We start from the raw sequence: 14,048 nt of genomic DNA, 5'->3' as shown, positions 1-14,048 counted from the left end.
AAGGATTCGCGAATCCCGCCCTGCTCCGCGTCGCGCACGGGAAGACACTTGCCGTGCTCCCGGCGGTGTCCCCTAAGGCGTTTCCCGTACCCCCGCGGGAGTACGGCTCAGGGCGTCAGCCAGCGGGGCGTCACCGCGCCCGACTCATAGGCGAGGACGACGAGCTGGGCGCGGTCCCGCGTGCCGGTCTTGGTCATGATGCGGCTGACGTGCGTCTTCGCGGTCGCCGGGCTGAGCGTCAGCTCGCGGGCGATTTCGTCGTTCGACAGCCCGGCCGCGACCAGGGACAGCACCTCGCGTTCGCGGTCGGTGAGCCGGTCGAGCGCCGGCGACGGCGCCGGGCGGGTGACGCGCGCGGCGAACTCCGCGATCAGCCGCCGGGTGATCGACGGCGCCAGCAGCGCGTCGCCGCGGGCGACCACGCGGACGGCGTGGATCAGCTCCTCGGGCTCGGTGTCCTTGACCAGGAACCCGCTCGCGCCCGCGCGCAGCGCACCGTAGACGTCTTCGTCGAGGTCGAACGTCGTGAGGATGACGACCTTTGTGTGCACGCCCGGGTCCCCGAGGAGGTGCCGGGTGGCGGCGAGGCCGTCGAGCACGGGCATGCGGATGTCCATCAGCACGACGTCCGGGTGGTGGTCGTGCGCGGCTTGCAGCGCCTCGCGCCCGTTCGCGGCCTCGGCCACGACGTCGATGTCGGCCTCACCGTCCAAAATGGACCGGAAGCCGGCGCGGACGAGCCGCTGGTCGTCGACGAGCAGGACCCGGATCATCGGCCCATCATCGCACCGGCAGCCGGGCGCGCACGCGGTAGCCGCCGCCCTCGCGCGGCGCCGCGGTCACCTCGCCGCCGAGGGCTCGCGCGCGTTCGGCCATCCCGCGGATCCCGTTGCCCGCCGGCGCCGCGCCGCCGCGGCCGTCGTCGTCGACCTGGACCGACAGCTCGTCGGCGGCGTAACCGAGCCGGACGACGACGGTCTTCGCGTCGGCGTGCTTGCTAACGTTCGTTAACGCTTCTTGCACCACCCGGAACGCCGCGTGCTCGACGTCCGGAGGCAGATCCCGGGCGACGCCGTGGATCTCGGTGCGCACAGTCAGCCCGGACGCGCCGACCGACTCGGCCAGCTCCGCGATCCGCTGGAGGCTCGGCCCGCCGGTCTGGCGGAGCATGCCGAGCGTCGCGCGCAACTCCTGGAGTGCGGTCTTGCTGGCGTCCTTGATCGCCCCGAGCGCCTCTTCCGCCTGCTCCGGGTCGCGGCGGTGCAGCGCTGCACCGGCCTGCACATTGATCAGTGATAGATGGTGGCCGAGGACGTCGTGCAACTCTCGCGCGATGCGCAGGCGTTCGTCGGTGGCGCGCGCCCGCGCCTCGGCTTCTTTGGTGCGCTCGGCCTCGGCGCGGTAGTGCGCGACGGCGCCGCCCGCGACCAGCGCAACGAACCAGCCGGTCATCAGGAAGAACGCGAAGTTGTCGACGTGCCGGCCGGTTCGCGAGCCGATCTCGCCGGCCGCGACGCCGGCCATCGCGGCCACGGCGAGCAGCGCGGCGCCGCGGATCCGCCCGGCCGCGGCTGCGTTGTAGAGCGCGTACGCGAAGGCGAGCAGGACCAGGCCGTCGGGGTCGGTCAGGGGGTAGTAGAGCGCGCAGCATACGAGCGCGAACGCGGCGACGCTCAGCGGGTACCGGCGCCGCAGGAAGAGAGCGGCGCAGCAGAGGACGGTGAGCGCCCATCCGGCTTCGGCGTGGTGAGCGGGCTTGGCGCCGTCGTTGAGGACGGCGAAGAGCGACCCGGCAAGCACCGCGGCGACGACCGCGAGCTCCGCCGCGTACCGCCGTAACCAGGACATCCGGAAAGTGTAGGAGAACAGGCGTAACAGCCGGGCGCGTTCCGCCGACTCCTGCGGCATTACTTCGTGGTGCTAAGGGAGTCGGCGTGCGGATGAAGCTCGGTGCGGTACTGGCCGCGGGTGTCCTGGTCGCGGGGTGCGGGGTCGGTTCCGTGCCGCCCAAGGACTCCGGCGGCCTCGGTGTCCTCGCTCCCACTACTTCGACGTCTTCGGTCCCGACGTCGTCTTCGGCGCCGAGCGAGACGCCGGCTCCGTCTTCGGTCCCGGCGACCTCGGAAGCGCCGGTGGTCGCCACCACCCCGGCAGCGCCGAAGACGGCCGCGGCGGAAACCAAGGCGCCGAAGACCACGGTCGTGGCCGCGCCGGCGCCCACCGGCTGCGGCGCGGACTACTACCGGAACTCGGACGGCAACTGCGTCCACCGGCCCAGCGACAACCCGTCCGGCGCAACGGCCCTCTGCAAGGACGGCACTTACAGCTACAGCCAGCACCGCTCCGGAACCTGCTCCGGCCACGGAGGCGTGCGCAGCTGGCTGTGACGAAACCGCCAGTCATGCGGAAACCCGTCACCCCGTAGGTACAGTGCATGAAGTTGCATGACGCGTACTAAATACACACTGGGGGTGTGGTGGTGTCCCGTTCCGCGCCGTCCGGCCGGGCGATCGTCGTCGTGCTCGCTTCGTGCGGGCTCGTCGCGTCGTTCATGCAGACACTGGTCGTGCCGCTGATCCCGGTCTTCCCGCGGCTGCTCCACGCCTCGGCGGCCGACGCGTCCTGGGTGGTCACCGTGACGCTGCTGGCCGCGTCCGTGATCACCCCGGTCAGCGGCCGGCTCGGCGACCTCTACGGCAAGCGGCGGATGATCCTCGTCAGCCTCGCGGTGCTCGTCGCCGGTTCGGTGGTGTCCGCGACGACGAGCGCGCTCGCGTTCCAGATCCTCGGCCGCGGGCTGCAGGGCTGCGCGATGGGCGTCATCCCGCTCGGCATCAGCATCATGCGCGACGAACTCCCGCCCGAACGCGTCGGCGGCGCGATCTCCCTGATGAGCGCGACGCTCGGCGTCGGCGGTGCCATCGGGCTGCCGGTCGCCGCCGTGGTCGCCGAGAACGCCGACTGGCACGTGCTGTTCTGGACCGCCGCCGGGCTCGGGCTGGCCTGCGCGCTGCTGATCCTCACCGTCGTGCCGGAGTCGCCGCTGCGCACGCCGGCGCCGTTCGACTACTTCGGCGCGTTCGGCCTGGCCGCCGGGCTGCTCTGCCTGCTGCTGCCGGTGGTCAAGGGCGGCACGTGGGGCTGGACCAGCGCGCCGACGCTCGGGCTGGCGGCGCTCGCCGTCGTCGTCCTGCTCGGCTGGGGTGCCTACCAGCTACGCCGCCGGGACCCGCTGGTCGACCTCCGGGTGTCGGCCCGCCGTCCGGTGCTGTTCACGAACCTGGCGTCGATCATGGTCGGCTTCGCGCTGTACGCGATGGCGTTGTCGTTCCCGCAGCTGCTGCAGGCCCCGGCGTCGACCGGCTACGGGCTGGGTCAGACGATGGTCGAATCCGGCCTCACACTGGCCCCGAACGGCCTGGTGATGATGCTGCTCTCGCCGGTTTCGGCACGGCTCATCGCCCGGTTCGGCCCGCGCCCGACGCTGATGAGCGGCGCACTGGTGATCGCCGCCGGGTACGCGTTCGCGATCGTGCTGATGGACAACGCATTCGAGCTGATCACGGCGTCGGTGATCATCGGGGCCGGCGTCGGCATCGCGTACGCGGCGATGCCCGCGCTGATCATGGGGTCGGTGCCGGTCACCGAGACGGCGTCGGCGAACGGCCTGAACTCCCTGATGCGCTCGGTCGGCACCGCGATCTCCAGCGCGGTGATGGCGGCGATGCTGGCTCAGCTGACGATCAGTGTCGGCGGACTGCCGGTGCCGTCGCTGTTCGGCTTCCGCGCCACGTTCGCGGTGGCGGCGCTGGCCGCGCTGGCGGGCGTGCTGCTCGCGGCGCTGGTCCCGAAGAAGCGGCCGGCGCCGGAGCTGATCGCCGTCTAGTTCTTGCGCGCCACCAGCGCCAGCCCGCCGCAGTCCGCGGGATTGGGGGGCATCTCCGTGGGGTCGTCCGGCCGCCACTCAGGGATGAACACGACGCCCGGATCGACGATCTCGAAGCCGTCGACCAGTGCGCGCAGCTCGTCGGCCGAGCGCGGCGTGACGGGGTTCGCGCTCTTCTCGTACATCGCGACGGCCCGGGCCGTCCCGTCACTCTGCTGCTCGTAGGTGGCCGACGACATGGCGAGGTAACTGCCGGGCGCGAGCGCGTCGCGGTAGGCGGCGATGAGCCGGGCCGGGTTGCGCTCGTCCGGGATGAAGTGCACGAACAGCGCCATCACGACCATCACCGGCTGGTCCAGGTCCAGCATCATCTCGGTGATGTCGTGTTCGAGGACGTCGTCGGGGAACTCGGCGTCGGCGTGCACCATCGCCGCGTTCTCGTTGTCGTCCAGCACGATCTCGCTGTGCGCGACGGCGACCGGCTCGTTGTCGACGTAGACGACCCGTGCGGTGGGATCGACGGCCTGCGCCACCTCGTGCACGTGCCCCACGGTCGGCATGCCGGAGCCGATGTCGAGGAACTGCCGGATGCCCTGCGCCATGCCGAAGCGGATGACCCGGCGCAGCCACTGCCGGTTGAGCCGCGCCCGCTCGCGCGCGTTCGGCTGCGCGGCCAGCACCTGCTCGGCGAACATCCGGTCGACGGCGTAGTTGAGCTGCCCGCCGAGGATGTAGTCGTACACGCGCGCGGCGTTGGGCTTGTCGAGGTCGATGCCCCGTCTGGCGTACTCGTCTTCGCTCATCGCGGCTCCCCGGAGTCAGGTGTGACGCGAGAATAGCCGGAGACGCCGGTCAGTCCACGAGGTGACTCGTGTGTGGTGGGGAAGGAGCCGTCCTTCTTCTGCCGCTCTCTCGGTGGTGGCTCGACGCGCTAGACCTTGCGCGCGACCAGGGCCAGCCCGCCCGAGCGTGCCGGCGGGTCCTCGGGCGGCTCGTCCGGCCGCCACTCCGGCGTGAACACCACCCCCGGCGGCAGGATCTCGAAGCCCTTGACCAGCGCGGCCAGCTCGTCCGGCGAGCGCAACGTCAACGGCGTCCCGCTCTTCTCGTACAGCGCCACCGATCGTTGCGTCTCCTCGCCCTGCCCCTCCCACGTCCCGGACGACAACGCGAGGTGGCTCCCCGGCGCCAGCACGTCCCGGTAGCGGCCGATCAGGCCCGCCGGGTCGCGGGAGTCGGGGATGAAGTGCACGAACGCCGCCATGATCACCATCACCGGCTCGCCGAAGTCGAGCATCGCCTCGGTGGTCGGGTGCTCCAGCACCTCGTCCGGGTACTCGGCGTCGGCCTGGACCATCGTCGCGTTGTCGTTGCCTTCGAGGACGATCTCGCTGTGCGCGACGGCGATCGGCTCGTTGTCGACGTACACCACCCGCGCCGTGGGGTCGATCGCCTGGACGACCTCGTGCACGTGCCCGACCGTCGGCATGCCGGAGCCGATGTCGAGGAACTGCCGGATGCCCTGCTCCGCGCCGAACCGCACGGCGCGGCGCAGCCACGCCCGGTTGACCAGCGCCATGTGCCGCGCGTTCGGCAGCACCCCGAGGATCTGGTCGGCGAACATCCGGTCGACGGCGTAGTTCAGCTTGCCGCCGATCATGTAGTCGTACACGCGCGCCGCGTTCGGCCGTTCGAGGTCGATCCCGCGCTTCACGTGTTCGTCGTCGTGCATCCGCCGCTCCCGGGCTGAAGGTGTGACGGGAGGATAGTCCGGTTTACAGCAGCGGCGGCACCGCGGCGTCGATCAGGTGCGGGCCGGGTTCGGCGAAGGCGCGCTGCAGCTGTTCCGCGAGTTCCTCTGCGGTAGTCGCCCGCGTCGCGGGCACACCCATGCCCTCCGCGATCTTCACGAAGTCCATGTCCGGGCGCGAGAGGTCGAGCAGGTCGTTCGCCTTTGGGCCCCCCGACGCCGCTCCGACGCGCTGCAGCTCCAGCCGCAGGATCGCGTACGCGCGGTTGTTGAGCAGCACCGTCGTGACGTTCAGGTTCTCCCGCGCCTGCGTCCACAGCGCAGAGATGGTGTACAACGCGCTGCCGTCCGATTGCAGGTTCAGGACGGGACGGTCCCGTCCCGCCACGGCCGCGCCGGTCGCGACCGGCATGCCGTAGCCGATCGCGCCGCCCGTGAGCGTGAGGACGTCGTGGCGCGGTGCGCCTGCCGTCGCTGCCGGCAGCATCAGGCCGGAGGTGTTGGCTTCGTCGGCGATGATCGCGTTCTCCGGCAGCAGCGCACCGATGACGTCGACCCAGTTCTGCGGAGTTAGCGGCCCGGTCGGCAGCGCGGGCCGGGACGGCTGCTGCAGCACCGGTTCGGTGTCCGCGGCGACGAGTTCCGCGACATCGTTCAGTGCGCGCGTGACGTCCTGCCCGACGGACGCGAGCGTGTGCACCTGCGCGCCTTCGGGCACGAGATCGCTCGGCTTGCCCGGGTAGGCGAAGAACGACACCGGCGCCTTCGTACCCGCGACGACGAGATGCTTGACCCCGTCGAGCTGGTAGGTGACCTGCTCGGCGAGGTATCCGAGCCGCTCTATCGCTGGTAGACCCGCACCGCGCTCGAGGCGGGACGGGAACGTCTCGACGAACACCTTCGCCCCGGTCGCGGCCGCGATCCGGCTGGCCGCGCGCAGGCCCTCCTCGCGGCACGCGCTCCCGCCGATGAGCAGCGCAACCGGCTCCCCGGTACCGAAAACCGCGGCGACGTCCTTGACGGTCGTCGCGTCCACCGCCTGCGGTACCCGCGGCGGAACGGGCGCGCACGTCTCGCCCCGCTCGCCCCAGGACGCGTCCGCGGGCAGGATCAGTGTCGCGATGCGGCCGGGCGCGTCCTGCGCGGCGGCAACGGCGGCGGCAGCGTCCGCGCCGACGTCCTTGGTGTGCTCCGAGCGGCGCACCCAGCCTTCCAACGAGCCCGCGACGGCTTCGATGTCCGATTCCAGCGGCGCGTCGTACTGCTTGTGGTAGGTCGCGTGGTCGCCGACGACGTTCACGATCGGCGTGTGTGCGCGTCGCGCGTTGTGCAGGTTCGCCAGGCCGTTGCCCAGGCCGGGGCCGAGGTGCAGCAGCGTCGCGGCGGGCTTGTCCGCGATCCGCGCGTACCCGTCGGCAGCGCCGGTCACGACACCTTCGAACAGCGCGAGCACACCCCGCATCTCCGGGACGGTGTCGAGCGCGGCGACGAAGTGCATCTCCGACGTGCCGGGGTTCGCGAAGCAGACCTCAACGCCGGCGTCGACCAGCGTGCGGATCAGGGACTGGGCGCCGTTCATCTCGCTCATGCGGTTCCTTCGGGGAAGAGAACGCCGGGGTTGAGGATCCCGGCGGGGTCGAAGCTCTGCTTGATCCGGCGCATCAGCTCGATCTTCGCCGGGTCTTCGAGGTCTTGGTGGTAGTGCGCCTTGGTGCGGCCGAGGCCGTGCTCGCCGGAGATCGCGCCGCCGAGTTCCATGGCGTACGCGAAGATGTCGGTGAGCAGCTGCTTCCGCTTGGCGTCGTCCTTGCAGAAGATGCCGAGGTGGACGTTGCCGTCGCCGGCGTGCCCGCAGCCGAGCGCGCCACCGCCCGCGGCCATCGCCAGCTCACGCGCCTTCGCGATGAACTGCGGCATCGCGGTCCGCGGCACGACGACGTCGATCACATCGTCGGCGTCGGCTGCCTTCGCGGTCCAGAACGCCTTCTCGCGGGCTTCGATGAGCTTGCGCGCGGCGTTGCCTTCGAGGACGTAGACGTCGGTGGCGCCCAGTTCGCCGAGCAGCTCGCCGACGGTTTCGACGTCCTCCTCGAGGCGTCCGCTGTCGCGGTTCTCCAGCGCGACCACGAGGTACGCCTCGCTGGTCTCGCGGATCTTGTCCGGGACGCCCAGCTCGAGCTTCTCGTTGTAAACGATCGCTGCCATCGTCAGGTTGTCGATGTACTCGAGGATGTGCGGCGCGAGCCCGCTGGAAAGGATTTCGGGCACGGCGGCCATCACCTGGCCGAAGTCGCCGAAGGGCGCCAGCACCGTGGCGCCGTGGGCCAGCCGCGGGTACAGCTTGACGGTGATTTCCGTGGCCAGCGCGAGGGTGCCTTCGGAGCCGATGATCAGCTGCGTGAGGTCGTAGCCGGTGGAGATCTTCGACGTCTTGCCGCCGGTCCGGATGATCTCGCCGGTCGGCAGCACGGCCTGCAAGCCGAGGACGTTGTTGCGCGTGACGCCGTACTTGACGGCGCGCATCCCGCCGGCGTTGGTCCCGACGTTCCCGCCGACGCTCGCGCTCAGCTCACCGGGATAGACGGTGTACCCGAGCCCGGCCTCGGCGGTCTTGGCGTCGAGCTCGGCGAGGGTCACGCCGGGCTGGACGACGGCAACGTGGTTCCCGGTGTCGACCTCGAGAACGGCGTTCATCCGCTCGAAGGAGATGAGGAGGCCGTCCGCCTGAGGCCGGGCTGCCCCGGAGAGCCCGCTGCCGGACCCGCGCGCGGTCACGGGGACGTTGTGCTCCGAAGCGGCTTTCAGCAGCTCCGCGACTTCTTCGGCCGTAGCCGGCTTCGCGACGTACGCCGGCTTCTGCGGCTCCGCCGTCAGAGCTTCGTCGTGCGCGTAGTCCTCAGAGATCGCGTCGCCCGTGAGCAGGTTTTTGTCCCCGACGATCTCGGCCAGCTGTGCTGCCACGTCGCCCATCGGCAGTTTCTCCTCCGCGCCGTCGCTGTGGTTACCGCAGCGTAGTACGTACCGCCGGTACGCCGCCATGAAGGTTTTTCACGTTTTTGCTGCGCAGTGTGATCACCCAGTTACGCACGCCTCGATTTAGCTCAGACTAAATCCCTGGTGGGTGACGGCATCGGCGACGAAGCTCCCGGCATGACCTCGACGTACTCCTTCGAAGACGGCTTCACCGTGCACCGCCTGGGTTTCGGTGCCATGCGCCTCACTGAGTGGGACCACGTGAAGGACGGCGCGAAGGCGGTCGCGCGGCGCGCGGCCGACCTGGGCGTGACGTTCTTCGACACTGCCGATGCCTACGACCTGGGCCTGAACGAAGAGCTGCTCGCCGACGCGCTGCACCCGTACCCGGGACTGCTCATGGCGACGAAGTGCGGGCACGCGCGCCCGAGCCGCGGCGAGTGGGTCCCGCTCGGCCGGCCCGAGTACCTCCGGCAGCAGGCGGAACTCTCGTTGAGACGACTCCGTCTCGACCGTCTCGACCTGCTGCAGCTGCACCGGATCGACCCGCAGGTGCCGCTGGCCGACCAGATCGGCGCGCTCGCCCGGCTGCGGGACGAGGGCAAGGTCGCCCGGATCGGGCTTTCGGAGGTCACCGTCGCGCAGTTGACGGAAGCGCGGGCCATCGCGCCGATCGCGAGCGTGCAGAACCGCTACAACTTGACCGACCGCGCGTCCGACGGCGTGCTGGACTACTGCGAGCGCGAAGGTATCGCGTTCGTGCCGTGGCTGCCGATCGCCCGGGGCAACCACGCGACGGCGGGCGGAGTGCTCGCCAAGATCGCTGCCGACGTCGGCGCAACACCCGCGCAGGTGTCACTCGCCTGGCTGCTGCGTCGCTCGCCGGCGGTGATCCCCATTCCCGGGACGTCGTCGATCGCGCATCTCGAGGAGAACTGCGCTGCCGCGGAAGTCACGCTTTCTGACGCCGATTGTGCGCAGCTGGACGAGCTGGGCTGACCGCGGGCCGGGCCGCGGTGTCGCCCGCGGCCCGGCCGCCGTTCAGGCTCGCGCGAACGAGAGCGTCTCGCCCTCGACGCCCCGCAACCACAGGTCCTGCGCCGCCTCGGCCATCTCCGCCAGGCCTTCCTCAATCGTGGCGAACACGTTGCCGGGGACCCAGCCGGCGTCGCCGTTGATCAGCAGGTTGTTGCGCCCGTAGAAGATCGCCAGGTCGGTCGCACCTTGGTCGCTGTGCGCCTCGCTGCCTTCGTCGTAGCCGTACGCCGGGTTGCCGATTTCCCAGGGTTCGAAGCCGAAGTACACGACGTCGCCGGGGATCGGGGTGATCGTCGGGTTCTCCCGTCCCGGCTTGGGCTCCGCGAACGGCGGCACGAGCGTGTAGACCTCATTGCGCGCGTACTTCGCGTGGTAGGCCGAACCGCTCTGCGGCAGCGCGTCCCACACCGCTTTGCAGGTGCGCGGCGCCTCGTCGTCGAGCAGCCGTGCGCGGCAGGAGACGCCGCGCTTGTCGAGGGTGATCGTGATGTACCGCGCCATTCCTCAGCTCCCGGTGACCGACGCGACGACGTCACCCCAGATGCGCAGCGCGTCGTCGACCTGCTCGGCGGTCACGACCAGCGGCGGCACCATGCGGACGACGTTCATGTACGGCCCGCAGGTGAGCAGCAGCAGGCCACTCTTCGACGCTGCCTGCTGCGCAGCCTGGGCGGTCGCTGTGTCGGGCTCGCCGTCGGCGGTGGTGAACTCCGAACCCACCAGCAACCCGAGCCCGCGCACCTCGCCGATCGACGGCGTCTTGTCCGCGATCACGCGCGCGCCTTCGAGCAGCTGACGGCCACGCTCGGCGGCGTTCTCCACCAGGTTCTCCTGCTGGATGACCTCGAGCGTAGCGATCGCCGCGGCGCACGAGACGGCGTTGCCGCCGTACGTACCGCCCTGCGAGCCCGGGAACGCCTTCGCCATCAGCTCTTGCGAAGCGGCGATGCCGGACAGCGGGAAGCCGCTCGCCAGGCCCTTCGCGATGAGGACGATGTCGGGCGAGACGTCGAAGTGGTCGTGTCCCCAAAACTTCCCGGTGCGGCCGAAGCCGGTCTGGATTTCGTCGACGACCAGGAGGATGCCGTGCCGGTCGGCGCGCTCGCGCAGGCCCGCGAGGAACTCGGTGTTCGCCGGCACGTACCCGCCCTCGCCGAGCACGGGCTCGACGAAGAACGCGGCGGTCTCGTTCGGTGCGCAGACGGTCTGGAAGAGGTAATCCAGCTCCCGCAGCGCGAACTTCGTCGCCGTCTGCTCGTCCCAGCCGTAGTGGTAAGCGTAGGGGAACGGCGCGACGTGCACGCCGGCCATCAGCGGGCCGATGCCGGCGCTGAACCGCGTCCCGGACGTCGTCATGGACGCGGCGGCGACGGTCCGGCCGTGGAAGCCGCCCTGGAAGACGATGACGTTCGGGCGCTTCGTCGCCTGCCGCGAAAGCCGCAACGCCGCTTCGACGGCTTCGCTGCCCGAGTTGGCGTAGAAGAGGGAGTCGAGCCCGCTGGGCAGGACGGCACCGAGCCGTTCGGTCAGTTCGAGCAGCGGCTTGTGCATCACCGTCGTGTACTGCCCGTGGACGAGCTTGCCGATCTGCTCCTGCGCGGCCCGCACGACGTGGGGATGGCAGTGCCCGGTGCTCGTCACGCCGATACCGGCGGTGAAGTCGAGGTGGCGTTTGCCCTCCACGTCGTAGAGGTAAACCCCTTCACCGTGGTCGACCACTACGGGCGTTGCCTGCTTGAGCAGCGGAGATAGCTGGGCCATGGCAGCGTGCTCCTAGGTCGGTCTGAGCGGGTTGTCGATTGTTGACAATATCCATAGCATGGCCCTCGGGACAACACGTGAGGAGCAGTCGGGATGAGTGCGAGCACCGAGTCCGGCGTCGTCGAGGCGGTCGGCAAGGAACTGTTCATCGGCGGCAAGTGGGTGGCCGCCGAGTCCGGGAAGACGTTCCCGGTGGTCGACCCGGCTACCGGCCGGGAGCTGTGCCAGGTCGCCGACGCCTCGCCGGTGGACGGCGTCGCCGCGCTGGACGCCGCCGTCGCAGCGCAGGCCGACTTCGCGAAGATGGCGCCGCGTGAGCGCGGTGAGATCCTGCGCCGGGCCTACGAACTGCTGATGAAGCGCCAGGAGGAACTGGCGCTGCTGATGACGCTCGAGATGGGCAAGCCGCTCGCCGAGTCGAAGGGCGAGATCGCTTACGCCGCTGAGTTCTTCCGCTGGTTCGCCGAGGAGGCGGTCCGTATCGACGGCGGCTACGCGACCGCCCCGAACGGCGCCGGCCGGTTCCTCATCACGAAGCAGCCGGTCGGGCCGACGCTGCTGATCACGCCGTGGAACTTCCCGATGGCGATGGGCACCCGCAAGATCGGCCCGGCGATCGCCGCGGGCTGCACGTCGGTGATCAAGCCCGCCGCGCAGACGCCGCTGTCGATGCTCGCGCTAGCCGGCATCCTCGCCGAAGCGGGCCTGCCCGAAGGCGTGCTCAACGTCGTCACGACCAGCGACTCCGGTGGCGTGATGGAACCGCTGATCCGCGACGGCCGCGCCCGCAAGCTCTCCTTCACCGGCTCGACCGGCGTCGGCCGCAAGCTCCTGGAGCAGTGCGCCGACAAGATCCTGCGCACGTCGATGGAGCTGGGCGGCAACGCGCCGTTCCTCGTCTTCGACGACGCGGACATGGACGCGGCCATCGACGGCGCGATGCAGGCGAAGATGCGCAACATCGGCGAGGCGTGCACCGCGGCGAACCGGTTCTACGTGCAGCGCGGCGTCGTCGAGGAGTTCGCGCGGCGCCTGACCGAGCGCATGCAGGCGCTGCCGATGGGCCGCGGCACGGAGAAGGACGTCGTGGTCGGCCCGCTGATCGACCAGAACGCCGTGGACAAGGTGACCGAGCTGGTCAAGGACGCCACCGACCGCGGCGCGAAGGTCCTCACCGGCGGCTCCGACGTCGACGGGCCGGGCCACTTCTACCAGGCCACCGTGCTCACCGACGTCCCGCAGGAGGCGCGGCTGACGCACGAGGAGATCTTCGGGCCGGTCGCCCCGATCACCCCGTTCGACACCGAGGAAGAGGCGATCGCGAAGGCGAACGACACGGAGTTCGGGCTCGTTTCCTATGTCTTCACCAGCGACCTCAAGCGCGCGCTGCGCGTCTCCGAAGCTCTCGAAGCCGGCATGATCGGGCTCAACCAAGGCATTGTTTCGAACCCGGCGGCCCCCTTCGGCGGGATCAAGCAGTCCGGGCTGGGCCGCGAGGGCGGCTCGGTCGGCATCGACGAATTCCTCGAGACCAAGTACATCGCGGTGGCCTTGTGACGGCCTACCGGTTGGCGAGCATTCCCGGCGACGGGATCGGCGTGGACGTCACGGTCGAGGCCCGCAAGGTCCTCGACCGGGCCTCCGCTCTCTTCGGTTTTTCGCTGGAGTGGACGGAGTTCGACTGGAGCTGCGAACGGTACGCCCGTGACGGTGCGATGATGCCGGACGACGGCGTCGCGCAGCTGTCGGCATTCGACGGCATCCTGCTCGGCGCCGTCGGCTTCCCCGGCGTCCCGGACCACGTTTCGCTGTGGGGCTTGCTGATTCCGCTGCGACGCGCGTTCCAGCAGTACGTCAATCTGCGCCCGGTGCGGCTGCTGCCCGGCACGGCTTCCGTGCTGGCCGGGCGGAAGGCCGAGGAGCTGGAGCTGGTCATCGTCCGGGAGAACTCCGAAGGCGAGTACTCCGCGATCGGCGGCCGGCACAACGCCGGGAGGCCGGACGAATTCGTCCTGCAGGAGTCGGTTTTCACGCGCGTCGGCGTCACGCGCATCATCCGGTACGCGTTCGAACTGGCGCGGACGCGGTCTGCCCGCGTTTGCTCGGCGACGAAATCCAACGGCCTGATCCACTCGATGCCCTTCTGGGACGAGATCTTCGCCGAGGTCGCGGCCGAGTTCCCGGACGTCCACAGTGAACAGATGCACGTGGATGCCTTGGCTGCGTGCATGGTTCAGGCGCCGGACCGGCTCGACATCATCGTGGCGTCGAACCTCTTCGGCGACATCCTCAGCGACCTCGCCGCCGCGATCACCGGTGGTCTCGGCATGGCGCCGTCCGGCAACATCAATCCATCGGGTGAATTCCCGTCGATGTTCGAGGCGGTCCACGGGAGTGCTCCGGACATCGCCGGGCAGGGCATCGCCAACCCCGTGGCGCAGATCCTGGCGGCCGCGATGCTGGTCGAGCACCTGGGTGAAACCGTTGCCGCACAAGCAATCCGGGCTGCGGTGGACCGGGTGCTCGACGATGGCCGGGTGCGCACGCCCGACCTCGGCGGCACGGATACCACAGAACGGCTCGGCGCGGCAGTGGCCGAAGCGCTGGGCTGAGTTTTTGTCGGTGCCCTCCGGCACGGTG

The 14,048-nt window shown here is 70.1% G+C and carries 13 protein-coding genes; 5 read left to right on the top strand and 8 right to left on the bottom strand.

Annotated features, from left to right (window positions below; genetic code table 11):
* Positions 1 to 107 precede the first annotated feature (107 nt).
* Positions 108 to 773: a response regulator transcription factor gene (locus AB0M93_RS19530; RefSeq protein ID WP_364275320.1), complete on the bottom strand. Its 666-nt coding sequence runs from the start codon at positions 771 to 773 to the stop codon at positions 108 to 110.
* A gap of 7 nt (positions 774 to 780) precedes the next feature.
* Positions 781 to 1,848 carry a sensor histidine kinase gene (locus AB0M93_RS19525; RefSeq protein ID WP_364275318.1) on the bottom strand — a complete coding sequence of 356 codons (1,068 nt, stop codon included), beginning with the start codon at positions 1,846 to 1,848 and terminating at the stop codon, positions 781 to 783.
* A 92-nt stretch (positions 1,849 to 1,940) separates the two neighbouring features.
* Between AB0M93_RS19525 and AB0M93_RS19520 the strand changes: the two genes are divergently transcribed.
* A complete protein-coding gene (locus tag AB0M93_RS19520; protein WP_364275788.1) occupies positions 1,941 to 2,387 on the top strand; it encodes a DUF3761 domain-containing protein in 447 nt (148 codons plus the stop codon).
* A gap of 86 nt (positions 2,388 to 2,473) precedes the next feature.
* The gene (locus AB0M93_RS19515) at positions 2,474 to 3,886 is read left to right on the top strand and encodes an MFS transporter (RefSeq protein ID WP_364275316.1); all 1,413 of its coding nucleotides are present in this window, start codon (positions 2,474 to 2,476) and stop codon (positions 3,884 to 3,886) included.
* Here the strand turns inward: AB0M93_RS19515 and AB0M93_RS19510 are convergent.
* The 4 genes from AB0M93_RS19510 to AB0M93_RS19495 form a co-directional block, all read right to left on the bottom strand.
* On the bottom strand, positions 3,883 to 4,689 hold the full coding sequence (locus tag AB0M93_RS19510) for an SAM-dependent methyltransferase (RefSeq protein ID WP_364275315.1): 807 nt from the start codon (positions 4,687 to 4,689) through the stop codon (positions 3,883 to 3,885). The genes AB0M93_RS19515 and AB0M93_RS19510 overlap by 4 nt on opposite strands.
* A 128-nt stretch (positions 4,690 to 4,817) precedes the next feature.
* A complete protein-coding gene (locus tag AB0M93_RS19505) occupies positions 4,818 to 5,618 on the bottom strand; it encodes an SAM-dependent methyltransferase (protein ID WP_364275313.1) in 801 nt (266 codons plus the stop codon).
* A 43-nt stretch (positions 5,619 to 5,661) separates the two neighbouring features.
* Positions 5,662 to 7,215, bottom strand: coding sequence for an acetolactate synthase large subunit (locus AB0M93_RS19500; protein WP_364275786.1), 1,554 nt, complete (start codon positions 7,213 to 7,215; stop codon positions 5,662 to 5,664).
* Between the two features lie 5 nt (positions 7,216 to 7,220).
* Positions 7,221 to 8,606 (bottom strand): FAD-binding oxidoreductase, encoded by a 1,386-nt coding sequence (locus tag AB0M93_RS19495; protein ID WP_364275311.1) that lies wholly within the window; start codon positions 8,604 to 8,606, stop codon positions 7,221 to 7,223.
* A 180-nt stretch (positions 8,607 to 8,786) separates the two neighbouring features.
* Here AB0M93_RS19495 and AB0M93_RS19490 point away from each other — a divergent pair, with 180 nt between their 5' ends.
* Complete coding sequence (locus AB0M93_RS19490) at positions 8,787 to 9,608, top strand: aldo/keto reductase (protein ID WP_364275784.1); 822 nt, start codon at positions 8,787 to 8,789, stop codon at positions 9,606 to 9,608.
* Between the two features lie 42 nt (positions 9,609 to 9,650).
* Here AB0M93_RS19490 and AB0M93_RS19485 read toward each other — a convergent pair whose 3' ends face one another.
* Together AB0M93_RS19485 and AB0M93_RS19480 are read right to left on the bottom strand one after the other, a co-directional pair.
* Positions 9,651 to 10,148, bottom strand: a complete 498-nt coding sequence (locus AB0M93_RS19485; RefSeq protein ID WP_364275309.1) for a DUF3830 family protein — start codon at positions 10,146 to 10,148, stop codon at positions 9,651 to 9,653.
* Between the two features lie 3 nt (positions 10,149 to 10,151).
* Positions 10,152 to 11,408 (bottom strand): aminotransferase class III-fold pyridoxal phosphate-dependent enzyme, encoded by a 1,257-nt coding sequence (locus tag AB0M93_RS19480; RefSeq protein ID WP_364275307.1) that lies wholly within the window; start codon positions 11,406 to 11,408, stop codon positions 10,152 to 10,154.
* Positions 11,409 to 11,501: 93 nt separating this feature from the next.
* On the opposite strand from AB0M93_RS19480, the gene AB0M93_RS19475 reads away from it, so the two are divergent.
* Together AB0M93_RS19475 and AB0M93_RS19470 are read left to right on the top strand one after the other, a co-directional pair.
* Positions 11,502 to 12,965: an NAD-dependent succinate-semialdehyde dehydrogenase gene (locus AB0M93_RS19475; RefSeq protein WP_364275305.1), complete on the top strand. Its 1,464-nt coding sequence runs from the start codon at positions 11,502 to 11,504 to the stop codon at positions 12,963 to 12,965.
* Complete coding sequence (locus AB0M93_RS19470; RefSeq protein ID WP_364275303.1) at positions 12,962 to 14,020, top strand: tartrate dehydrogenase; 1,059 nt, start codon at positions 12,962 to 12,964, stop codon at positions 14,018 to 14,020. Before AB0M93_RS19475 ends, AB0M93_RS19470 begins: the two co-directional genes overlap by 4 nt.
* The last annotated feature ends 28 nt before the right edge of the window (positions 14,021 to 14,048 follow it).

This window comes from Amycolatopsis sp. NPDC051102 (assembly GCF_040682815.1).
Taxonomy (GTDB): Bacteria; Actinomycetota; Actinomycetes; order Mycobacteriales; family Pseudonocardiaceae; genus Amycolatopsis.
Note: the sequence above shows the minus strand (reverse complement) of the source record. Positions and strands in the feature narration are given on the sequence as shown.

Bases quoted from the DNA above. Each gene is read 5' to 3' on its own strand.
- AB0M93_RS19510 (WP_364275315.1), bottom strand. From the start codon at position 4,689: ATGAGCGAAGACGAGTACGCCAGACGGGGCATCGACCTCGACAAGCCC.
- AB0M93_RS19480 (WP_364275307.1), bottom strand. From the start codon at position 11,408: ATGGCCCAGCTATCTCCGCTGCTCAAGCAGGCAACGCCCGTAGTGGTC.
- AB0M93_RS19520 (WP_364275788.1), top strand. From the start codon at position 1,941: ATGAAGCTCGGTGCGGTACTGGCCGCGGGTGTCCTGGTCGCGGGGTGC.
- AB0M93_RS19495 (WP_364275311.1), bottom strand. From the start codon at position 8,606: ATGGGCGACGTGGCAGCACAGCTGGCCGAGATCGTCGGGGACAAAAAC.
- AB0M93_RS19475 (WP_364275305.1), top strand. From the start codon at position 11,502: ATGAGTGCGAGCACCGAGTCCGGCGTCGTCGAGGCGGTCGGCAAGGAA.
- AB0M93_RS19530 (WP_364275320.1), bottom strand. From the start codon at position 773: ATGATCCGGGTCCTGCTCGTCGACGACCAGCGGCTCGTCCGCGCCGGC.
- AB0M93_RS19525 (WP_364275318.1), bottom strand. From the start codon at position 1,848: ATGTCCTGGTTACGGCGGTACGCGGCGGAGCTCGCGGTCGTCGCCGCG.
- AB0M93_RS19485 (WP_364275309.1), bottom strand. From the start codon at position 10,148: ATGGCGCGGTACATCACGATCACCCTCGACAAGCGCGGCGTCTCCTGC.
- AB0M93_RS19505 (WP_364275313.1), bottom strand. From the start codon at position 5,618: ATGCACGACGACGAACACGTGAAGCGCGGGATCGACCTCGAACGGCCG.
- AB0M93_RS19490 (WP_364275784.1), top strand. From the start codon at position 8,787: ATGACCTCGACGTACTCCTTCGAAGACGGCTTCACCGTGCACCGCCTG.
- AB0M93_RS19500 (WP_364275786.1), bottom strand. From the start codon at position 7,215: ATGAACGGCGCCCAGTCCCTGATCCGCACGCTGGTCGACGCCGGCGTT.